The following is a 21,808-nucleotide window of genomic DNA, read 5'->3' as shown; positions in this document are numbered from 1 at the left end:
CAGGGACATCCAGTTCACTCCCTTTCTTTAAACACCCATGTGGGGAACCGTTCCGGAGGATGCCGGGCTTGAGCCGGTATCCTCCGAAACGGGCACACTTATCAGCGATTGTTGTAACGTTCCAGCGCCGCTTGTTGAATTTTCAGCGCTTCCTCGATTCCCATGCTCTTCAGCGTTTCGACGTACTTGTCAAAATTCGAGAGCGGTTCGTTGCCCATGACGAACTTGTGGAACATCTCGTCTTTATAGGTGTTGATATCGGCCATGAGAGAGGCAAATTGGCTGCTTTCCTCTTTCGTAGGGGTGACGAGTGGCATCAGCTTTTCGTTGTTCGGCTCAGCCCATACCTTCAACGATTGTTGCTGCTCCGGAAGAACCGCATACTGTTCGATGTAACGTACGTCCTGCACGAACGGGCCGTCCCAGCCGGCGCGGTTGTGCTGAGCCATCGCCTGCTGCATCGGCAAGCCTTCAGGATTTTTCGTAATGACCTCCGTATATTTCGGATATCCGTTCTCCAGCTTGTAGCTGACGCCTTCCTTGCCGAAGTTGAACAGCATCTGGCCTTTCTCGCTGTAAGCCAAATCGAGCCATTTCACCGTTTCGACCGGATTTTTGTTGCTTGTGGAAATAGCGGCACCGCGGCCGTTAAAAGCAAAGTCGCGCTGTCCCAGCTGCGGTTTCTCTCCTTTGGCAAGTGTCGGATACGGAGCCGGGTACAGCTTGAAATTAGTGTCTTTACCCGCCATCAATCCCATAAATTTACCGATGCCGCCGCCTGTATTCATGATCGCGGCGCCGATCTGATTCCCTGTTATTTTCGCGTCGAGCATTTTCGCGTCGGTGGCCGCGTAATCTTTGTCCAACAACCCTTCCTTATACCACTTGTTCATCAGTGTCAGGAACTCCTTGAACTGCGGCTCGATCGGTCCGAATTTCACTTTGCCGTCTTCTTGGAAAAAACCGTTTGTTATGCCGAAAGCGCCAATGAACGCATGAGAACCGTTCAGCTCCTCAAGGGTTATAATTATAGGGATTTCATCCGCCTTGCCGTTGCCGTTCGGATCTTGTTCTTTAAGCGCTTTCAATACAGTGTGCCATTCATCGATCGTTGTTGGCATCTGCAATCCGAGCTTATCCAGCCAGTCTTTGCGCAGCGCCACTCCTTTATATACTTGAAGCAGTTTATCCCCTCGCAGGAACGGGAAAGCAACGATGCTGCCGTCGTCGGTGATCACCTGCTTTTGCCATTCCGGATGCGTATCGAGTATCTTTTTCAGATTCGGAGCGTGCTGATCAATCAATTCGTTCAGTTTGATAATTTTGCCGTCTTTGATCGCCTTCTGCGGACCGCCGGGGAAGCTGGTCCAATGATATTCGATGATATCCGGCAGCTTGCCCGAAGTCAGCATCAGGTTGAATTGCTCCGCGTCCTGTCCTTGCGGCGGGTGTTGAAATTCTACTTTGACCCCGGTTTCTTTTTCTATTTCTTTATAAACTTCCATCTCGCCGTAGCTCTTCATGGTGACGGCGGCCTGGCCCGCCATTCCGGTCCAATAGGTCAGATTTGTGAGTTTCTTTTCTTCCGCTGCGGTTTCAGATGCTTCAGGTTCCTTGGTGCCTGAACCCGAATTCGAACATCCCGATAATAGGGCGGTTCCGGTTAGTACAACAGCGAGCGTAAGAACGGACCATCTTCTCCATATTTTGTCCAATGTAAAGCCCTCCTTTATGAGTGTGAATTTTTGAAGATGCTACTCATGCATCTATGGTAACGATCATACGCAAAGGGGCAGTTTCCGACTACAGACGATATTTCGGAAAGGCCGATGTATCATCAGATCAGGCACATACTTTTTTTCTTTTGCACTGATGATATTATAACTTAACAGGAAACCCGCCGTATGTTTGCAGGCAGCATTGGGGGATTGGCGAGTTATAACAAAGCGTGAACCAGTGACGACACATACGATCTTGCTACTATGTAACAGTCTGTTCGTTAGCAAAACCATCTGCGGTTACAAAAAAATTTTTTCCTCATGCACCCTGACATAATGTTGTCAGGGTGTTCGCTTTAATATAGACATTGTAAGCACGACAAAAACGAACCCATTTCAAGGAGGAAATTCCCATGACAAATGTAAGACACTCATTTCCGAGGTAAGCACAGAAATACAGCCGTTCCGCATCTCCGTATCGCATGACGATCTTGATGATCTTCGGAATCGTTTGTCTCAGACTCGTTGGCCGGCCGCGTTAGACGGAGCCGGATGGAAATATGGGGTTTCGCTCGATTATGTGAAAGAGTTAGCAGCCTACTGGCAGAAAGAATATGATTGGGGTAAATTCGAAGATCGCCTGAATGAATACCCTCAATTCACTACGAATATCGATGGCGCCAACATTCATTTTTTACACGTTCGTTCGCCTGAACCTGACGCATTTCCGCTGCTGCTTACCCACGCATGGCCCAGTTCGGTTGTCGAGTTTTTGGAACTGATCGGTCCGCTCAGCGATCCGCGCAGTCACAGCGGCGATCCGGCCCAAGCGTTCCACCTGGTCATCCCTTCCGTACCTGGATTTGGTTTCTCAGGGCCGGTTCTAGAAGCAGGATGGGATATAGCCCGCATATCTAGAGCATGGGATGTCTTGATGAAGCGCTTGGGATATACAGAATACGGTGCTCACGGCAGCGATTGCGGCGCACTTGTATCCAGAGAACTTGGAATTCAGAAGCCGGAAGGCCTTCGCGGCATTCATGTGCTGCAGTTGTTTTCTTTCCCTTCCGGAGATCCGGCGGAAATGGTCGATTTATCGGAAGAAGATCAGCAGAACCTTCAATTTCTGGCGAATTTCCATGAACGGGCGGGCTTTCATTCGGTCCAATCCACACGGCCGCAAACACTCTCTTACGGGCTTGCAGATTCGCCTTCAGGCCAGCTTGCTTGGATATCCGATTTATTTTGCGGCTTTGGAGATCATGTGGATTTTATGGACCGGGATGTATTCCTGACTAACGTCAGTATATACTGGCTGACCAATTCGGCGGAATCATCCTCTCGCTTATATTATGAGAATGCTCACAACCAAGGGCAGGAACTGCAGCAACCGAATACGACTCCAACAGGCGTAGCTGTGTTCGGGCATGATTTCAAATCGATAAAGCGTTTTGCTGAACGTGACAATACAAATATTGTGCACTGGTCCGAATTCGAGCGAGGGACGCATTTCGCTGCGATGGATGCACCGGATCTTTTAATACCTGACATCCAGGCATTTTTCCGGAGATTCCGCTAAAAGGTTTGCGGCATTTGAATGTAGAATAAGGAAGGGGATACGCGGATTGGAGGACGTTCTATGAAACTGGATCGCTTGCTTGCTATTACGATGACATTGTTAAATCAGCCCCGCGTCAGTGCTACTGAGTTAGCCAAGCGATTTGAAGTTTCGCTGCGAACAATCTATCGCGACATGGATGCTATCAATCTAGCCGGAATCCCCATCGTGTCTTTTGCCGGATCGGATGGAGGGTATGAGATTATGCAGGGGTACCGATTGGAAAAGCAGGTATTATCTTTGGATGATTTCTCGTCAATCTGCTCAGCCTTACGTGGAGTACGTTCCGCGACAGATCATTCCGAGATTGACCGATTAATAGAACGTGTTGGCGCGTTGATGCCCGGACGAGACACATCCATGGATCAAAATTATGTGGATCTAGATTTCCAGCCGGCGCCAAACGATAAAGTGCATATGGGTCCATTACACCAGGCAATCAAAGACTTTCAATTGATTTCGTTCACATACTTGGATAACAAAGGGGCGGAAACCGAACGCAAGCTGGAACCGATGGGTCTCTTCCTAAAAGGATATGTCTGGTATTTATACGGCTATTGCCTGACCCGAATGGACTTTCGCGTATTCCGGTTGTCCCGAATCGGAGAACTGAACATCTTACCGGAACAATTCGTGAGGCGAGAGTACACGCTGCAAGATGTGGAACAACAATTCATGGATAGAGCCGATTTTAAGAAGGTGCATGCGGTGTTACTCTTTCAGCCTGAGATGAAAACCAGGGTGCGTGATGAGTTCGGCTTTGATCAAGTCCTCGTGAATTCTGATGGAATGTTGTCACTAACCAGCTATTTTTCATCTATGGAACGAGCGATCCAAAAAGTCTTGAGCTATGGCAGTATGGTGAAGGTGATGGAGCCCCCGGATTTAATTATGAACATAAAGCGTCAAATCCAGAAGATGGTTGAGCTGTACTAGATTGGGATGATTCATTCTAAAAAAAGGACCTCTGGAAGGTCCTTTTTCTATATGTACGGGCACCATATTCTCATCTAACATCGATTTTTTGGAAAAACAGGTTTGACAAGACACCAAAAGGTGGCATATAATCAATCCAGACACCAAATGGTGTCCTAATGGAAGTGATGATAAGAACATATGAGGGAGGAAACACATGAGTACGATGGTCGGTACGGAAACAATCGTGAAAGCAGAAACCCGGTCCCGGGGGAAGGTAATTGCTTACTGGTCAGTCACCTCGCTGTTTGCGGCGTCGATGACGATAAGCGGTATTGGGCAGCTGATGGAGTTGGAAGGAAATGTCGAGTTACTTGAAAAGATCGGTTATCCCTTGTACATTATGACTATACTGGGGATTTGGAAAGTGCTTGGGGCCATCGCTCTTGTCGTGCCTGGACTTCCTAGGGTGAAGGAATGGGCTTACGCCGGCTTTTTCTTCTTGTTGACGGGTGCGGCTTTGTCTCATGTATTTGCTGAAGATTACGGGTTTCCTGTGATCCTTCCGCTTGTGTATGCTTCACTAGGTATGGTCTCATGGGCGCTGCGTACAAAGAGCCGTAAATTGTAGTGCAGATGGAAAGGTTACCGGATATCCCTTCTTTTCCTAGAGATGTCTGTTACTGAAAAATATAAGTTGGTGAAGCTGTAATGAGAGAAGATCAACAATTACGGGATGTGTTCGACGCGATTGCGGATCCGAGCAGGCGCAAGCTGATTCGACTGCTATCGGAAGCCAGAGAACTGCCCCTGCATGAATTAACGGCACAGTTCCAAATGGGCCGCACCGCGGTATCCAAGCATTTGACAATCCTTAAAGAAGCGGGACTGGTGCTTGACCGAAAAGTCGGCAGAGAAACGAGATATAGGCTAAATGCCTCTCCACTCCGAGAAGTTCAAGATTGGGTGGCTTTCTACAATAAATTCTGGAATGAAAATTTGATGCGCTTAGGCCAACTATTAGAGGAGGATGAAGAATGAGCTTAACATTAAACTTGGATTTTCAATATAAAACATCGATCGGGAAACTATGGTTTGCTTTAACCGATTCAAGCAAACTTGCCAAGTGGGTGGTCAATATCCACTCCGGTGAGCCGATGGAGAATAACTTTAAGCCCGTCGTAGGGCATCGGTTCCAATTTCGCACGCAGCCGTCCGAGTGGTGGGATGGCATAGTTGAAGGGGAAGTGCTGACCGTGGACGAACCGAACCGGTTGTCCTATAGTTGGGCCAGCGGCGGAGAGAAGCACACGGTTACCTGGACGCTGCAGGATGCAGGGGATGGAAGGGTGAATCTTCACCTAGAACAGACCGGAATCTCCAATGAACCAGCGCTTAACGGAGCCAAGTATGGATGGAGCAAATGGTCCGGAGAGCTGGAGAAGGTACTGGAACTGTAAATTCACAGAAAAGGAGCGGACCTGATGACAAGTGTTGTAGGCAACCCTAAAGTATTTGGATTTCTTAAGAAGGCCAAAAAGTGGAGGGATGAGTTTGAGAAACTTAGAGAGATTGTGATGGACTGCGGGCTGACGGAAGATTTCAAGTGGATGCACCCTTGTTACACATTAGAAGGTAAGAATATTGTCCTGATTCATGGGTTTAAAGAGTATTGTGCGCTTCTATTCCACAAAGGCGCCTTGCTAAAGGACACCGAGGGAGTTCTGGTCCAGCAGACGGAAAATGTGCAGGCGGCCCGCCAGATCCGGTTCACCAGTGTAGAGCAGATCGCTGAAATGGAACCTCTTATTAAAGCTTATATCGCAGAAGCGATTCAAGCGGAACAAGCAGGGTTGGAAGTGGAATTTAAGGAGACAACGGAATTCACGGTTCCTGAAGAGCTTCAGCATAAATTCGACGAAGTCCCTGCCTTGAAAACGGCTTTTGAAGCATTGACGCCGGGGCGGCAAAGAGCGTACCTTCTTCATTTCTCCCAACCGAAACAGTCCAAAACCCGAGTGTCCAGAATCGAGAAATATATGGAACCTATTCTCAGCGGTAAGGGTTTAAACGATTAGAAGATGGCTGATAACTGCATAGGTTTCCTGCTGCACAAAAAAGCATCCAATGTTTGATTGGATGCCTTTTTCATAATAACCTGCCTAGCTCAAAGCCAGATGCTTTCTAATGACATTCAAATAATTACGTCTGATAAACAGGAAAAACAAAACCTGAACGAGCAGGAAGATCCCCATGACGGTAACCGCGGCTGCGCCCACTTCCAGGTGAAAAATCCTTTGCAGGGTTCCTAAAGCAATCGCGGAATGCACAGCTGCCACGATGTACGGTAACAAGAACAATACGCCAATTTCGATCGAGACCACTTTCTTTATTTCCTTCAAAGTTACACCGATTTTGTGCAGTTGCTTATATTTCTGTTTATCTGTTTCCTGATCCATGTAAAATTTGTTATAGATAAAGCTTGCGGAGGCTACGAAGAAGATGATGCCTAAAAATACGGATAAGAACATCAACGTGCCGTACGCTCTTTTTTCCGTCTCATAAATATGGGATTTGGACAATAACAGCGCTCTCGAATTGCCTCCAAATTTCTTCTCGTATTCGTCATAGACTACATAAGTGCCTGACCAATCCCTGACATCAAACACATACTCCGGCTGGGTATCTTCATATGTCGTTTTCACACGGTCAAACAGCTGGTCGGCAATGACATAAACCGTATATTCCTGAGACGGCAATAGTTTGGCTCTGATGCTATCCTTTATCAGAACTGGCTTCCCTTCAACGGTAGGGCTGATTTGGCTTGGGTCCCCCGAACCGAGGATTTCCATGGCTTCATACCCCTGAAGGGAAGCGGGTTTCAAGCCTAATGGTTTGGCCAGTTGATTATACACGCTTGCTTTCATTACAGTAACAGCAGACCCGTCCGCTTGGGCAGCAGGTTTTCGGTCTACAGTAATTGTTTCATAGGGAAACTGATATTTCGTCAGCTGAGCTTCAATAAATCCGATCTCCTCCGCGGAGGTAGGATTAACACCGAAAGTTTGATAAGTAAATGCCAGCGGATAACGCTCCTCTATATCGTGTAATGTGTTCGTCCAAAAGGCATAGGAGGCACCGCTCAAGATTACAGCAGCTGTGGATGTGATGGTTATGATGAAAAACATTCTGGCATTGTCCCGCACCCGATAGAACAAATTGGATACCCAGATTAAGTTGGTATTGCGTAGATAATACAGCCTGTTCTTTTTCAATAAAGCGATCGTAAACACACTGAACTGCGAATATATCAGATAAGTGGCGATCACGACCATGACTGCGACAAGTAAAATAAACTTTTCCAGGTTCTCTTGTGTTGCAATAAAAGATAGCACATATCCCGCCAATAGCAGAAGAAAGCCAAAGACCGCAATAGGTTTCGAATAGGCGGGAGCGGGCTTAGGCGCCTTCGTTGCCTTCAGAAGATGTACAATATCTTGTTCCTTTACGATCCGCGACGTGAATACGGAAACGAGCATACCAAGCAGCAAGAAGCTGAACAGTGTAATAACAATGGCTTTGACCGGAACATAAAACGGCAGGGAAGGTAGCCTCAGAAGTTTCTCGATGATCAACAAAAATAATTTGGAGAACACCAGCCCCGTGACGATACCGCTGATGGTTGCTGCGGCGCTGATGATCATATTTTCGGTCGAAATCATCTTCAGAAGCTGCTTCCTCGATATGCCGAGCATATATAGGATGCCGAATTCCTTGTACCTCTTTTTTAATAATACACTGATGGAATAAAAGACAAAGAAAAATAAGAATAAATAGGCGATCACTTCCGAACCTAGAAGGGATACCTTGATGTAGGATTTGAACGTCCCTTTATCGGGGTGGAGAAGAAACATGGTCAGAGAGAAAAATAAGGTAACGGATATGAGTGTGCTTAAGAAATAAGCGAAATAGGTCTTGCCGTTACGCAGGACGTTTCTTGCCGCAAACTGTTTAAACTCCATGAGCAGCGCCCCCTAAAAGCGAAAGCACATCAATGATTTGTTGATAGAACTGCTGCCTGCTGCCTCCGCTATGAATTTCATTGTAGATACTGCCGTCTTTAATAAAGATGATCCGGCCGCAATAACTCGCTGCCACAGGATCATGCGTCACCATAATCGTGGTTTGCTGATGTTCTTTATTAATCTTCTCAAACAGTTCCATGACGGTCCTTGCCGCTTTGGAATCCAAATTTCCGGTTGGTTCATCCGCCAAGAGGAGAGAGGGTTGATGGATGACAGCTCTGGCTATGGCCGTTCTTTGCGCTTCGCCTCCGGAGATTTCATACGTTCTTTTGCCCAGCAGATGGTCTATGCGCAGAGTTTTGGCGATACTATGCAATCTTTTATCCTGTTCTGCAACAGGTATTCTATCCAGGGTAAGAGGCAAAACTGCATTCTCCCCGACGGTCAGTGTATCGAGCAAATTAAAATCTTGAAATACAAAGCCAAGCTCCCTGCGTCTAAAGAGAGCCAGTTCGTCTCCTTTTAACTGCAGCGGATTGAGGCCTTTAATCAGAATGTCTCCCGATGTAGGCTGATCGACCGTAGAGATCGTATTTAACAGCGTAGTCTTGCCGCTGCCCGATGGTCCCATCACTCCGACAAATTCTCCGGGTTCAATGGAAAAGCTAACTTGATGTAAAGCGTGATGCATCGCTTCTTTGCCGTAGGTTTTGCTTACATTGCTTACTTTTACCATTTCCATCACAACGACTCCTTTTAGTTCAGCTTTTATCTATCCATAGTACTTCGCCGCATCCTCCTAAGCGATTCAACTTTCTTACTCGATTCTTACATTGATGTAAGGTTGGGAGTGAACACCAAAGAACATGCATTAGGAATAAGGCATGTTCTTCATGGGACTAGCTAGGATCCGTGTGGCTATGTTCGAACAGAATGCTGACTTTGGTTCCCCGGTTCACTTCGGATTCTATCGTAAGCGTATGATGTAAGTTTTCGCATATCTTTTGTGCAAGATACAGACCCATGCCCGTAGATTCTCCCAGGATTCTTCCGTTTTCACCGGTAAAGAAAGGATGAAAGACTCTCTTAAGATCTTTAGGATGGATCCCGATGCCTTCATCCGTGACTTCTAGCACCGTATGTTCTTTTGTTCTATAAGCGGAGACCGTTACATATTTCCCTTTTCCCTTGGAATATTTAATGGCGTTTGTCAGCAGCTGCTCGATGACGAATTTGAGCCATTTTACATCGGTATAAACTTCAATGGAATCGTCGACGTCAGCTTTCGGCAATATATTATTTTTAATGAACAGTTTTTTCTCTTTGCTGATGCTGTCTAAAATTAAAGGCTTCAACTGTGCCTTTTCGATCACAAAGTCTCTTTCAAAAGCATCGATCCGCGCATAGTATAAGGCCATATTCAGTCCTTTTTCCAGCTTATAAACCTCTTCGCTCATGCCGTGCGTATAAGGTTCGCCTTTGTGTGCCTCCAGCTGAAGCCGGATGACGGAAAGGGGCGTTTTCATTTGATGCACCCATTGGTTGATAAAGGTTAAGTGCTCTTGGTGGTTGTTGTTGATTTGGTGCATGTTCCTTTCGTATAAGCGGTACTGCCGCTTTAATAAGTCTGATATGTGCCTTCCCCAAAAGGAATCGCCTTGATCCAAAGAGGATTGCTCGATGGCATGGAAATTACGTTTAAGTAAGGCATAGACGTCTTTAGTCTTCACATATTTCCATCCTAGAAAAACAAAAAGAATAAAAGAATTGAATAAGTATGCATATAACACTTCAGCAAGTGAAACATCGCCCGCAAGGGAACAATAAAAAGTGGTTATGATCACGGAAACATAATAAAGAGCGATATAACTTTTGTGTTCTTTTAGAAATAAACTCATTGCCCCACCTACCAGCTCTTGTTTAATCTGTAGCCCATGCCTCTGATTGTTTCAATTGCATCCTTAATATCAAGGTCCTGCAATTTTTTTCTCACTCTTGTGACATTTACGTTGAGCGTATTCTCTTCAACAAAATCGGTATGATCCCACATTTGTTCCAAAAGATAGTTGCGGTTAACCACCTTAGGATAGGCCGAGATCAGGCTTTCAAGCAAAATGGCTTCCTTCTTGGTCAATACGGCAGTCTTTCCTTGAAACTCCAGATCTAATCTTTCCGGGTATAATTTTAATCCTTCCCATTCAATGATCCGCTCGCCAATGGTGTGGGCATAATCCCCAAAGGCCCGTCTGAGATGGCTGTTTATTTTAGCCATTACTACCTCGTAAGAGAAGGGTTTCGTAATATAATCATCCGCGCCGTTTTCCAGAGCTCTCACTTGATCCAGACCGCTTTCCCTTGCAGATACGAAAAGGATAGGAACCTTGGAGATTTCCCTGATCCTTCTGCACCAATAAAAGCCGTCATACTTGGGTAAATTAACATCCAGCAGGACGAGATGAGGCTGAAGGAGATGGAATTCTTCCATGATGTTCTCAAAATTTTCTACAATCTTTGCGGAAAGTCCATACTTTTCAATATGTTCTTTCAGCAGACGGCTAATGGATTGATCGTCTTCAATAATGTATATCATGTAGTTCATAACCTGCTCGCCTCCCAATAAGGTACACTGTGTTGATTGCTTGAACAAGGGCTGATCCCATCCCCTGTTTGTTACTTTAACCAATCGCACATAAACACCATAGATTTATTAAAAAATTTCTGAATGGAGCGTTACTACAATGAGCAGCAAACACTGGTTACGTTTGATTCTGATTATGGCTTTTTCCCTTGGATGCACAGCCAACGGGGCTTATGCCAATGCAAGCAGTGGGAAACCTCAAGCCCATCCCGTAAAAGCTGAAATTCAACAAAAAAATGCGATACGTCCGTTTCATGTGAATGTTCCGGAAGACCAGCTTACCGACTTACGCAGGCGCATCAAGGCCACAAGATGGCCGGAGCGGGAAACGGTCAAGGATACGTCGCAAGGCGTGCAGCTCGCAACGATGAAAAAACTTGCAAGCTATTGGGCGAACGATTACGATTGGCGCAAAGTCGAGGGTAAGCTCAATTCGCTTCCGCAATTCGTTACCGAGATTGATGGACTGGACATCCATTTCATCCACGTCCGTTCGCGCCACAAGAACGCGCTTCCGATTATCATCACGCATGGTTGGCCGGGCTCGGTGCTTGAGCAGATCAAGCTGATCGGGCCGCTGACCGACCCGACTGCTTACGGCGGTAAGGCCGAGGACGCATTCGATGTGGTTATCCCGTCGATGCCCGGATATGGTTTCTCCGGTAAACCGACAGCGACCGGCTGGGGACCTGAACGGATAGGACGAGCCTGGGCAGAACTGATGAAGCGCCTCGGCTACACCCGCTATGTTGCCCAAGGGGGTGACTGGGGAGCGATTGTCGTCGATCAGATGGGTTTGCAGGCACCGCCGGGATTGCTGGCAATTCACACCAACATGCCCGCCACGGTTCCCGCTGACGTAGATAAGGCTCTTCAAGCCGGGGCGCCGGCGCCTCCGGGGTTATCAGCTGAAGAAGAGCTGGCTTATAACCAGCTGGTTAGAACGTTCAAGCAGGTTGCCTACGCCACCTATATGGCATCGCGTCCTCAAACGTTATATGGCATTGCGGATTCACCCGTGGGACTTGCCGCCTGGCTTCTCGACCATAACGATGCTTACAATCAGCCGGCGGCGGCCATCCTCGAGGGCCTGAACCGGACGGCGAGCACCAACGGCGAGCTGACACGTGAAGAAATCGTCGACAATATCACCCTGTATTGGCTGACAAACACCGGTGTGTCTTCGTCCCGGATTTATTGGGAATATAAGGGCGGCTATTTCAATGCCAAGGGCGTCAAGATTCCGGTGGCTGTGAGCGTTTTCCCCGGAGAGCAATATGAGGCCCCGCTAAGCTGGACCAAGAAGGCCTATCCTAATCTGATATATTACAATAAGCTCGAAAAAGGCGGCCACTTCGCTGCGTGGGAGCAGCCGGAGCTTTTCACAAAAGAACTCCGCGCCGCATTCAAGAAGGTCCGCTAAACCGGGAAGTTGCTGATTGAAAAAAGAGACCCGTCAGCTCTCAAGCTGACTGTCTCTTTTTTGCTTTCACCTTCTCACAGCACGCGCTGTTCGTTATTCTTAAGGGTCCGGTTTATTTGTTCAAGGACCTTAGGCAACAAATCAATACCCATTACACGCTGATACTGAATCGCACCTTTAATTGACGAAAGAATCATAAGGGCTAAGGATTCCTCATCAACATTACTTTCTTCTTCATGTTCAACTATGTTAGAAACAATTTGTTTCATGATCGATATTTCGAATCGGCTTAGGTCCTGCACTCTTTTTTGCAGCGATTCAGGTAAAGATTCGAAGTCCGTTTGCAGGGAAGAGACGGGACAAATTCCGTCTGCAAATTGTTTGATTTGCCTGTTTGCAAAAAAAGAAATCTTCTCTTCAACCGTTACCGAAGGATCATTGACTGTGAGCAATATGGACTCCAGTCTTTGTTTAATCCGATCGGCAACAGCGACTCCTAGATCCTCCTTCTTTTCAAAGTGGTAATGGATGCTTGCCTTGGTTACGCCGAGTTGTTTCGCAAGGTCATCGTAACTGATCGCGACATAACCCTTTTCTTCAATGAGTTTCAGCGCCAGGTCCGTGATTTGTTTTTTTCTGTTATTCATGCCTACATCTTATCTTCCAATTGGTAAGGAGTCAAATGGTTACCTTAACCTCCCTTTTATCAGAAATGAGAAACTTACATAAATTTCTAGGTTATAAATTGACATGCCACTGGGGTGGATATATTATAGACTATGTTAATCATCGATTAATCAAGTCGACAATAAAAACTTAGGAGGAACTATACATGGGAAAGTTACTTATCATCAATGCACACCCGGATTTTGATTCTAAAACCTCTGCAAGTCTAGATGTGTTTAATTACTTTCTAAACGTATACAAAGAGAAGCATTCCAAAGACGAGGTCATTGAACAAATCAATCTATACGACGAAGAAGTACCCTTGTTAGATAAAACTGTACTTAGCGCATGGTCGAAACAAGCGGAAGGCAAAGAATTAACAAGTCAAGAAAAAAAAGTAACAGATCGCATGAGTGAGCTATTAAAACAATTCAAAAGTGCTAGTAAGTATGTCATTGTATTCCCAATGCATAACTTTAGTATCCCCTCAAAACTAAAAGATTATATCGATAATGTTTTGATTGCAAGGGAAACGTTTCGATATCTAGAGGCCCCATTGAGTAATGGAAGAGCATCCGTCGGACTACTCGATGATGGAAGAAGCGTAGTTACAATTCAAGCCAGTGGATCAATTTACACCAATAATGACTTTTATACCGAACTGGAGTACTCAAATAAATTTTTGAAGTCCATCTTTTATTTAATGGGAATCGAAGATTTTGAAGCAGTTCGAATCCAGGGAACTGCATTCTTGGACAGAAATGAAGTATTACAAAAAGCATATAAAGAAGCTGAAGAGCAAGCTTCTAAATTAGCAGTTAAATAAGAAATTATTTTGACAGCCGATCTGTTTGATCGGTTGTTTTCAGTTCAATTGGGATAATGTACACAGCGTTGTCATGCGCCGCTGTGTACGATAAGCTCAAAAAGAGCAGCTATATAGAATAGTTAGTAATAACCCAATCCCAATAAATAGAGACCAATCTCATTAATACTTGTTATTTTGATCAAAACGTAAAAACCCGAAAGATGGGCACTTTTTCAAAGTGTCTTACCTTTCGGGTTACAGTTCAGGTATAACGAAAAAATTGAATATTCTCGGTTTATAAATAGTCCGTCCACGTTATCTAGGTATACCTGGATAGGTTTTAACGGGACAAGATTTTTTTGTAAGCGTTGATGGTCCCGAAATGCAATCCTTCATGATACAGGCTATAACGGATCGACTGCTCTGGTGTAAGCAGATCAAGTCCTGTTGACGTTGTAAGGGGAGATGCGCTTTCGTTCAAGCGGCTAATTGGAAACGTCTCGCGAATTCTATCCGGCTGTTCTTTCAGCATGCTCACCAGCTCCGGTATCGTCAACACAGGGAATGATTTTGCTGCCTCATCCTGCGGGGTCGTCGAGTAAGCATACCGCTCCATAAAGCCTTCCGGTAATTGTAACGGAAGTTTCAATTGCATCAATGAAAATGCTTCAGTAACGAGATAGACGTGGCCGAGTTGCCAACGGATATTATTGCGGAACCCTTCAGGAATACGATCTGCGAGCTCCTCCGTTACGCCCTCCACCAATTCTAGTGTTTGACCTCTAACGTGGCCCATTTGATCAAAAATAGTATTGAAAAGATTTGTTTGCATTTGTCTCGCTCCTTAATTTTTTATTCATGTTAGATCCTGCTGATTTAATACCTTTTTGTCTCATTACAGTACCCATTGCACCTTCAAAACATGCAGCAAAACCTGCAGCGAACAATTGCTCCGGGTTAGTTCCAGTGCCATTACCGCGAAGTTCTTTCGGGTATCTCAAGTTAACGTTAAGGTTACCGTCGCTTTGTACAATTTATTTTTCCATTTTTTCATTTTAATATCGGTTTATTTTATGGTTTAAAACTAACATTCAAAACAATTCAAAAGACTGGCTATTAGCCAATAACGTTCGAGATTACTTTGATGTTGCCACGAGTTGCTTTAGCATAAGGGCAAACTTTATGAGCACGTAACCGTCGTTTGCATCTTTACCAAGCGCACAGTTAGAAACGATTGTTACTCCTTCTGATTTAAGACCTTTTTGTCTCATTACAGTACCCATTGCACCTTCAAAACCTGCAGCAAAACCTGCAGCCAACAATTGCAATGCGCCTTTGTGCTTCGAACGAACGTGCTGGTCTACCGGTACGGCGTGTCCTGGCAGCTAAATTTAGAATAAGCTTAAGTTTAAAACAAGTTGTATGGGGGCAGTACTTTTTCCCTTGTGCAAACCTATGAAAACACTCCCTCGGACCTATGAATTGTAAGCCTTATCTAAGACTATGTTCTTATTGTAGGGCCAAGCTCTTTGACTGGATAATTATGTTAGATTTCATTCTGTAGGAGGTTGAGCTGGTGACCATTTCTTGGTTGAGGGAGAATCGATTCGTTTCTTTCATGCTGCTGTTACTGCGGATTTATTTGGGTTGGACCTGGCTCAAGGCAGGTTGGGAAAAGGTATCGGCAGGAGGGTTTAACGCGAGCGGATACCTGCAAGGGGCCGTTGGAAAGTCGACGGGAGAACATCCTGCGGTGGAGTCCTGGTGGGCCGAGTTTCTTACGGGTGTAGCGCTGCCGAACGTAGCCTTGTTCAATGTGCTTGTACCATGGGGAGAGCTGTTAGTAGGGATAGGGCTGCTGACGGGAACCTTGACCTCGCCGGCAGTACTGATGGGGATGGTAATGAACTTTTCCTACATGTTTTCCGGGTCGGCAGGCACGAATCCGCAGATGCTTCTTATTGGCATGATCCTGCTTACGGCGGGAGTGAACGCAGGCCGCATTGGGGCTGACCGGTGGATTGCACCTTGGCTGGAGCGGAGATTTCGAAATTCAGGTTCCTTAAGTAAATCTGCTGTACGAGAAATCTAGAATAGCTATGATAAGGCGCAATCTACAATAGTGGATTGCGCTGAAGATATCCGGGCCACAGCGATATCGCGCGTAGTGTGACTTTAGGCGCAACAGAAATAGCCCATTGTAGAAAAGCTGCTTCTCCTCTAAAGTAAGGATTATAAAATGTAAAACTTGGGAGGAGAAGCAGTTTTATGATAACTAGACAGTATTGGGTGGACAGCATGTGCCGTATTGCGGAGCCGGTGCTGGAGGCGCTTGCAGCACGCGAGCTTAAGCAGCGGTTACCCCATAAGGGGAAATGGCAGGAACGTTCGCCGTTTGCCTATCTAGAAGCTCTTGGCCGAACGCTGGCCGGATTGGCGCCTTGGCTGGAAGGCGGGGAAACGTCGGGAGCGGAGGGGGAGAGACGGGCTCGATATGCGGCAATGGCCCTTAAAGCGATCGATGCCGGGACCGATCCTTCCTCGCCCGATTATATGGTCTTTCATGAAGGGGGACAGCCCCTGGTGGACGCTGCGTTTCTTGCTCATGCCTTGGTGAGGGCACCCCGTGAATTGAGCGGGAAGCTGGAGCCGCGCGTGAAGCATAATGTAATAGAGGCATTGAAAGCATCGCGCGCCATAAAGCCTGCTTTTAATAACTGGCTTTTGTTCTCGGCCATGGTTGAGACGGCGCTATACATACTTGGTGAAAGCTATGATTCCATGCGGGTAGATTATGCATTCCGCCAGCATGATCAGTGGTATAAGGGGGACGGCACGTATGGAGACGGGGCCGAATTCCATTGGGACTATTATAACAGTTTTGTCATTCAACCGATGCTGCTGGACATCGTCCATACGTTAGGTGACCATGATCCCGCATGGAAGGCGATGAGAGAGCCTATACAGACAAGGGCTGTGCGCTATGCGGCAGTCCAGGAACGGCTGATCTCGCCGGAAGGCACCTTCCCCGCCGTCGGCCGCTCGCTGGCCTACCGCTTCGGTGCGTTTCAGCACCTTGCACAGATGGCGCTTCACCGCCAGTTGCCGGCGGAGGTTTCTCCGGCAAGTGTACGGTGCGCGTTGTCCGCGGTCATCCAACGCATAATGAAGGCACCGGATATGTTCGACTCGAAAGGATTTTTGAACATTGGCCTTTACGGAGAACAGCCGGAGCTTGGTGAAGGGTATATTACAACCGGCAGTTTATATCTATGCACGACGGTATTCTTGCCGCTAGGCCTGCCGGCGGACGATCCGTTCTGGAGCAGTCCGGATGAAGACTGGACCAACAAGCGGGTGTGGTCCGGCGGTAAGGTCCCCATCGACCAAGCGTTATATAGTTAACCGCCGTACGAGTACATGTAAGGGGTCCATAATGGTCTGCTGTTGCCATAATGGACCCCTATTTATTATCTGGGCCGTTCTGCACCTGTTGAACCTCTCTTACTTGTTGTGTGCTTAGCATATTATCTCCTCCGACGGATTGATTTGTAATAAAAAATATGTACAAAACACGCCTTATTAGGCTACTCTGTTTATAACAAACATTTTAGATGAAAGCGGGGATCTTATGCTGGAGCTGTCGATTAATGAGCCTGACAAGATCGTCCGGGTGGCACATGCCCTTTCCTCCCATACCAGGCTTAATATTATTAAGCTGCTTCTTACCCACAATAAAATTAATATAAATGAGATTGGCGAGAAGCTGAACATCCCGGTATCAACAGCGGGGGTTAATGTAAAGGTGTTGGAGGAAGCGGGACTGATCGTTACGGAAATTCTTCCGGCCAGCCGGGGAGCTATGAAGGTGTGCCAACGTAATTTTGACGACGTCAGGCTGATCTTAAATCCGATTGCGGGTTATGTGAATAACCTGGAGTCCTACGAAGTAGAGATGCCGATCGGCCACTATATCAATATTGAGGTACAGCCGACATGCGGATTGGCTAATAAGGACGGGATGATCGTGCCTGAAGACGATCCTGCAAGTTTCTACTATCCGGAGTGCAGGTCTGCGAGCATCATGTGGTTCCGGCAGGGATGGGCGGAATACCGGTTTCCAATGTCCATCCCGAAACATGTTAAGCTCAGATCCATTGAATTTTCCTTGGAATTATGTTCTGAGGCCCCGAACTTTAATAATGACTGGCCTTCGGATATCACCGTTTGGATCAACGACAAAGAGATCGGAACATGGACTTCTCCAGGAGATTTCGGCGACCACAGGGGCAGGTATAATCCCCCATGGTGGTTTGACAGCAGTACCCAGTACGGCTTGCTGAAATCGTTCAGAGTCGATGAGCACAAAAGCACAGTAGACAACCTCAAGCTGTCCGCAGTCACGATCGAAGACCTGGCTATTGAATCTAAGCCTTATATTTCTTTTAAATTGGGCCTGAAGCAGGATGCGGTCCATAAGGGCGGGGTGAATCTGTTCGGGCGGGGATTCGGGGATCATGACCAAGGCATTCTTATGAAATTGAATTACGAGCCGGTGTAAGATGATGCAGTATCCAAATTCGTTCTGAAGCGGAGGGGGAATCTCTCCATTTTTTTCTTTTTAATAACAAAAATTATGTTTGAAAGCGTTGACATGTATGCAATAACCCCATATAATTTGGAATGTAACAATAATATTGTTTTAAAACAAAAGTTATAGTCTATTCGAAACGGGGAGGCCACATTCAATGAAACGGATGAAAAAAGGGTTATGGATTATCGTTTCTGTCTTCATGCTTTTTAGCAGTGTGATCGGATGCAGCAGCGGGAACAACAGCAACAGTACAAGTGCGGATAACAAAAGTGGAAACACAGATACCACCACTAGCACGGAAGTGAAAACAAATGAAAAAAGCAATGAACCTGTGAAAATCAAATTCTCCGGGTGGGGGGATCCCAGCGAGAAGGAAGTTTTTACGAAGCTTCTCAAAGCTTTTGAAGAGAAGAACCCCGACATCAAAGTGGAGTATGTGCATGTGCCGGCTGATTATGTTGGCAAAATGAACACGATCCTGGCAGGCGGTGAAGCTCCGGATGTGTTCTATGTTCCTGACGGTGATTTCGGACGTTGGGTAAGCCAGGATTTATTGCTGCCTCTCGATGACTACATGTCGAAAAGCAGTGTCGATACGTCCGACATGTGGGATTCCGCTCTGGTCCGGTATCGATATAACGGTGCTGTTGTAGGGGACGGCAGTCTATATGCGCTCCCGAAAGATATCGGTCCGACCGTATTGTACTACAACAAAGATTTGTTTAAAAAAATGAATGTTCCTTTCCCAAGCGCGGATGCGCCGATGACGTTCGAACAGCTTTTGGATACAGCCAAGAAACTTACAGTTACTAAAGGCGACAAAGTCGAGCAGTATGGCATGGGGCCGATTTGGTGGGAAGGATTTGTATTCGGAAACGGAGGCCAGGTGCTGAGCGCGGACAAAAAAGAGTTTGTCATGAACAGCAAGGAAGCGACAGACGCCCTGCAATTTGCAGCAGATCTCTCCCTCAAGCATAAGGTGGTTCCGGATGGAAGGGCACTGAAATCCATGAATGACGGACAGATGTTTGAAACGGGCAAGCTGGCCATGATGATTCAGGGCCGGTGGATGGTACCGACCTACCGCAAGCTGAATTTCGATTGGGATGTGGCTCCTCTGCCTGCTAACGGCAAATGGTCCGGTTGGAGCGGTTCGGTTGGACTCGGCGTTTATAAGAAAACGAAACACGCAGACGCTGCGTTCAAGCTAGTGGAGTACCTTGGCGGACCGGAAGGACAAAAAGAACAGTCCATGATGGGTTTCGCGATCCCAAGCTTTAAATCAATGGCTAATACAGATGTATTCCTTCAGCCTGGCCAAAAACCGGAGCATGCCGGGGTGTTCATCAAAGCAGCTGAGAATCAGGTTCCAGGTCCTTGGACACAACTGCCCAATAACAAGTGGTGGGATCTGCTGGGCCAGAATTTAGGCCAGATGTGGGAAGGAAAGAAAACAGCCGTTGATTTGATGAATGAGCTCAAACCAAAGGTTGACAAGACCATTAAGGATGGAAATCCGGTTCTGTTTAAGTAATGCTGACGTGCAGAAAGAAGGGGCGGAAGCATCCGACTCTTCTTCCTGCAGCCAGACCAGGGGGGACGTTATGAGTAAAATACAGAGTGAATTAGGCAACTCCAGCGCCATCCATAGGAACAAGAGAAAGTATAAGGAATATCTATGGGCTTATGCTTTTATTGCTTCCCCGATTATCGGGTTTCTCTTGTTTGCCTTTATACCGATCAGTTACTCCGTATACGTAAGTTTTACCAAGTATAGCGGCTACCAGGCACCGGTAGTAACCGGTACAGCAAACTACGAACGTCTCCTGACGGATGATCCCCTGTTCTGGAAAACGCTGTTTAACACGTTCTATTCAGCCCTCTCTGTACCGATAGGTATGGCTGCAGCCTTGGCGATTGCCATTGCTCTGAATCAGCGGATCCGGGGTATCCTGTTTTTCCGGGTGATGTTCTTTCTCCCCACGATCAGTTCCGTAGTTGCACTCACCTTGCTTTGGAAGTGGATTTTCAATTCGGATTACGGATTGCTGAACTATTTCTTGGGCCTGCTCGGCATCATAGGACCAGCTTGGCTGAGCAGCGAGCAGTGGGCGATGCCTGCCATGATCATCCAAGGCGTGTGGGCGGGTCTAGGCTTTAACATGGTATTATACCTGGCTGCGCTGCAAGGGGTCCCCCAAAGTTTATATGAGGCGGCGGAAATCGACGGGGCAAACGGCTGGCAGCGGTTTTTGCGCATTACCATACCGGGCATCTCGCCTACGACATTGTTTATCCTGATCACCTCCATTATCGCAACGATGCAGGATTTCCCCCGTTTTCAAATTATGACCGAGGGCGGTCCTAACTACTCAACGACAACGATTGTATACTACTTGTTCCAGAATGCATTCCGTTATATGGAAATGGGCTACGCATCAGCTATGGCGTGGATTATCGGGATCTTGCTCATGCTGATCACGCTTCTGAACTTTTGGTTATCGAGACGTTGGGTGCACTATGATTAGGGGGAAATTGTATGGAAACAGTAGTCCAAAATAGCATTCATCGCAAAGCTGCCGGGGAGCGGCTGCGCAAACTTATGGCTTATTGCTTTCTTATGGCAGGCTCCCTGATTATGGCCGTTCCTTTCTTCTGGATGTTCTCCACATCCTTAAAAGAAGAGGGGGCAGTATTTGATATGCCGCCAAAGTGGATTCCGGAACATTTTGCATGGAGCAATTACAGCACGGTCCTGGGAGAGGCCGATTTATTTCATGGCTTCTTAAATACGATGGCAATCGTTATACCTACGACCGTCATGGGCTTATTTACAAGCTCGCTGGCAGCCTATGCATTCGCGAGGCTTCAGTTCCCCGCGAGGGGTCCGCTGTTTCTGCTTCTTTTGGCTACCATGATGATACCGGGGGTCGTTACGATGATTCCGACCTTCATTTTGTTTAAGCAAGTCGGGTGGTTAGACAGCTGGCTGCCATTAATGATACCGGGCATGTTCGGATCGGCTGCGGCTGTATTTTTCCTGAGACAATTCTTTATGACGATCCCTTCCGAGCTGGAAGATGCGGCCAAAATGGACGGGATGAATCCGTTTCAGATCTTTATGAAGATTATGATTCCGCTGTCTAAACCCGCGTGGATTGCTCAAGGGATTTTCGGGTTCCTGGGCGGCTATAACGATTTTCTTAATCCTTTAATTTATATTAACAGCCCTGAAAAGTTCACTCTTCAGCTTGTTTTGGCATCGTTCCAAGGATTCTACAGTGCACAGTGGACATATATTATGGCGGGCTCGGTGCTGGCGCTGATTCCAACCGTGATTTTGTTCTTTTTTGCGCAAAGGTATTTTGTGGAGGGTATCGCCATGACGGGGATGAAGGGATAG

General features: G+C 46.7%; 23 protein-coding genes. 14 read left to right on the top strand and 9 right to left on the bottom strand.

Annotated features, from left to right (window positions below; all coding sequences use genetic code 11):
• Nucleotides 1-101 precede the first annotated feature (101 nt).
• The gene (locus tag ACFSUF_RS18560) at nucleotides 102-1,706 is read right to left on the bottom strand and encodes an extracellular solute-binding protein (protein ID WP_377605309.1); all 1,605 of its coding nucleotides are present in this window, start codon (nucleotides 1,704-1,706) and stop codon (nucleotides 102-104) included.
• Nucleotides 1,707-2,229: 523 nt separating this feature from the next.
• Here ACFSUF_RS18560 and ACFSUF_RS18555 point away from each other — a divergent pair.
• From ACFSUF_RS18555 to ACFSUF_RS18530, 6 genes are all read left to right on the top strand, one after another.
• Complete coding sequence (locus ACFSUF_RS18555; protein WP_449290216.1) at nucleotides 2,230-3,297, top strand: epoxide hydrolase family protein; 1,068 nt, start codon at nucleotides 2,230-2,232, stop codon at nucleotides 3,295-3,297.
• A 60-nt stretch (nucleotides 3,298-3,357) separates the two neighbouring features.
• Nucleotides 3,358-4,272: a helix-turn-helix transcriptional regulator gene (locus ACFSUF_RS18550; protein WP_377605238.1), complete on the top strand. Its 915-nt coding sequence runs from the start codon at nucleotides 3,358-3,360 to the stop codon at nucleotides 4,270-4,272.
• 196 nt (nucleotides 4,273-4,468) lie between these two features.
• Nucleotides 4,469-4,882, top strand: coding sequence for a DoxX family protein (locus tag ACFSUF_RS18545; RefSeq protein ID WP_377605235.1), 414 nt, complete (start codon nucleotides 4,469-4,471; stop codon nucleotides 4,880-4,882).
• 80 nt (nucleotides 4,883-4,962) lie between these two features.
• Nucleotides 4,963-5,292 carry an ArsR/SmtB family transcription factor gene (locus tag ACFSUF_RS18540; protein WP_377605233.1) on the top strand — a complete coding sequence of 110 codons (330 nt, stop codon included), beginning with the start codon at nucleotides 4,963-4,965 and terminating at the stop codon, nucleotides 5,290-5,292.
• Entirely contained in the window at nucleotides 5,289-5,711 is a 423-nt protein-coding gene (locus tag ACFSUF_RS18535; RefSeq protein ID WP_377605231.1) for an SRPBCC family protein, read from the top strand. The genes ACFSUF_RS18540 and ACFSUF_RS18535 overlap by 4 nt, the downstream gene beginning before the upstream one ends.
• Before the next feature lie 24 nt (nucleotides 5,712-5,735).
• Nucleotides 5,736-6,329 (top strand): YdeI/OmpD-associated family protein, encoded by a 594-nt coding sequence (locus tag ACFSUF_RS18530; protein ID WP_377605229.1) that lies wholly within the window; start codon nucleotides 5,736-5,738, stop codon nucleotides 6,327-6,329.
• 84 nt (nucleotides 6,330-6,413) lie between these two features.
• Here the strand turns inward: ACFSUF_RS18530 and ACFSUF_RS18525 are convergent, their stop codons facing one another.
• The 4 genes from ACFSUF_RS18525 to ACFSUF_RS18510 form a co-directional block, all read right to left on the bottom strand.
• Nucleotides 6,414-8,273 carry an FtsX-like permease family protein gene (locus tag ACFSUF_RS18525; RefSeq protein WP_377605227.1) on the bottom strand — a complete coding sequence of 620 codons (1,860 nt, stop codon included), beginning with the start codon at nucleotides 8,271-8,273 and terminating at the stop codon, nucleotides 6,414-6,416.
• Nucleotides 8,263-9,018, bottom strand: coding sequence for an ABC transporter ATP-binding protein (locus tag ACFSUF_RS18520; RefSeq protein ID WP_377605225.1), 756 nt, complete (start codon nucleotides 9,016-9,018; stop codon nucleotides 8,263-8,265). Before ACFSUF_RS18520 ends, ACFSUF_RS18525 begins: the two co-directional genes overlap by 11 nt.
• Before the next feature lie 157 nt (nucleotides 9,019-9,175).
• Nucleotides 9,176-10,006: a sensor histidine kinase gene (locus tag ACFSUF_RS18515; protein ID WP_377605222.1), complete on the bottom strand. Its 831-nt coding sequence runs from the start codon at nucleotides 10,004-10,006 to the stop codon at nucleotides 9,176-9,178.
• Between the two features lie 176 nt (nucleotides 10,007-10,182).
• Nucleotides 10,183-10,875 (bottom strand): response regulator, encoded by a 693-nt coding sequence (locus ACFSUF_RS18510; protein WP_377605220.1) that lies wholly within the window; start codon nucleotides 10,873-10,875, stop codon nucleotides 10,183-10,185.
• Between the two features lie 139 nt (nucleotides 10,876-11,014).
• Between ACFSUF_RS18510 and ACFSUF_RS18505 the strand changes: the two genes are divergently transcribed.
• Nucleotides 11,015-12,337: an epoxide hydrolase family protein gene (locus ACFSUF_RS18505; RefSeq protein ID WP_377605218.1), complete on the top strand. Its 1,323-nt coding sequence runs from the start codon at nucleotides 11,015-11,017 to the stop codon at nucleotides 12,335-12,337.
• Nucleotides 12,338-12,411: 74 nt separating this feature from the next.
• On the opposite strand, the gene ACFSUF_RS18500 is transcribed toward ACFSUF_RS18505, so the two are convergent.
• Nucleotides 12,412-12,984 carry a TetR/AcrR family transcriptional regulator gene (locus ACFSUF_RS18500; protein ID WP_377605216.1) on the bottom strand — a complete coding sequence of 191 codons (573 nt, stop codon included), beginning with the start codon at nucleotides 12,982-12,984 and terminating at the stop codon, nucleotides 12,412-12,414.
• 185 nt (nucleotides 12,985-13,169) lie between these two features.
• On the opposite strand from ACFSUF_RS18500, the gene ACFSUF_RS18495 reads away from it, so the two are divergent.
• Complete coding sequence (locus ACFSUF_RS18495; RefSeq protein ID WP_377605214.1) at nucleotides 13,170-13,829, top strand: FMN-dependent NADH-azoreductase; 660 nt, start codon at nucleotides 13,170-13,172, stop codon at nucleotides 13,827-13,829.
• Between the two features lie 322 nt (nucleotides 13,830-14,151).
• Here ACFSUF_RS18495 and ACFSUF_RS18490 read toward each other — a convergent pair whose 3' ends face one another.
• The 3 genes from ACFSUF_RS18490 to ACFSUF_RS18480 form a co-directional block, all read right to left on the bottom strand.
• On the bottom strand, nucleotides 14,152-14,643 hold the full coding sequence (locus ACFSUF_RS18490; RefSeq protein WP_377605212.1) for a DinB family protein: 492 nt from the start codon (nucleotides 14,641-14,643) through the stop codon (nucleotides 14,152-14,154).
• Nucleotides 14,612-14,758 carry a hypothetical protein gene (locus ACFSUF_RS18485; RefSeq protein WP_377605305.1) on the bottom strand — a complete coding sequence of 49 codons (147 nt, stop codon included), beginning with the start codon at nucleotides 14,756-14,758 and terminating at the stop codon, nucleotides 14,612-14,614. The genes ACFSUF_RS18490 and ACFSUF_RS18485 overlap by 32 nt, the downstream gene beginning before the upstream one ends.
• A gap of 189 nt (nucleotides 14,759-14,947) precedes the next feature.
• Entirely contained in the window at nucleotides 14,948-15,130 is a 183-nt protein-coding gene (locus tag ACFSUF_RS18480) for a hypothetical protein (protein WP_377605210.1), read from the bottom strand.
• A 257-nt stretch (nucleotides 15,131-15,387) separates the two neighbouring features.
• Here ACFSUF_RS18480 and ACFSUF_RS18475 point away from each other — a divergent pair, with 257 nt between their 5' ends.
• The 6 genes from ACFSUF_RS18475 to ACFSUF_RS18450 all read left to right on the top strand — a co-directional run bounded on the left by ACFSUF_RS18475 (nucleotide 15,388) and on the right by ACFSUF_RS18450 (nucleotide 21,808).
• Nucleotides 15,388-15,903, top strand: a complete 516-nt coding sequence (locus tag ACFSUF_RS18475; RefSeq protein WP_377605207.1) for a DoxX family protein — start codon at nucleotides 15,388-15,390, stop codon at nucleotides 15,901-15,903.
• A 176-nt stretch (nucleotides 15,904-16,079) separates the two neighbouring features.
• Nucleotides 16,080-17,216 carry a DUF2264 domain-containing protein gene (locus ACFSUF_RS18470; protein ID WP_377605205.1) on the top strand — a complete coding sequence of 379 codons (1,137 nt, stop codon included), beginning with the start codon at nucleotides 16,080-16,082 and terminating at the stop codon, nucleotides 17,214-17,216.
• A gap of 226 nt (nucleotides 17,217-17,442) precedes the next feature.
• Complete coding sequence (locus ACFSUF_RS18465) at nucleotides 17,443-18,372, top strand: ArsR/SmtB family transcription factor (protein ID WP_377605202.1); 930 nt, start codon at nucleotides 17,443-17,445, stop codon at nucleotides 18,370-18,372.
• A gap of 187 nt (nucleotides 18,373-18,559) precedes the next feature.
• On the top strand, nucleotides 18,560-19,939 hold the full coding sequence (locus ACFSUF_RS18460) for an ABC transporter substrate-binding protein (RefSeq protein ID WP_377605200.1): 1,380 nt from the start codon (nucleotides 18,560-18,562) through the stop codon (nucleotides 19,937-19,939).
• A gap of 70 nt (nucleotides 19,940-20,009) precedes the next feature.
• Nucleotides 20,010-20,933: a carbohydrate ABC transporter permease gene (locus ACFSUF_RS18455; RefSeq protein WP_377605198.1), complete on the top strand. Its 924-nt coding sequence runs from the start codon at nucleotides 20,010-20,012 to the stop codon at nucleotides 20,931-20,933.
• A gap of 11 nt (nucleotides 20,934-20,944) precedes the next feature.
• The gene (locus tag ACFSUF_RS18450; RefSeq protein ID WP_377605196.1) at nucleotides 20,945-21,808 is read left to right on the top strand and encodes a carbohydrate ABC transporter permease; all 864 of its coding nucleotides are present in this window, start codon (nucleotides 20,945-20,947) and stop codon (nucleotides 21,806-21,808) included.

The sequence above is a fragment of the Paenibacillus gansuensis genome, from assembly GCF_042684925.1.
Classification (GTDB): Bacteria; Bacillota; Bacilli; order Paenibacillales; family DY6; genus Paenibacillus_N; species Paenibacillus_N gansuensis.
The sequence above is the reverse complement of the archived record's forward strand: the minus strand, read 5'-3'. Positions and strand labels throughout refer to the sequence as shown.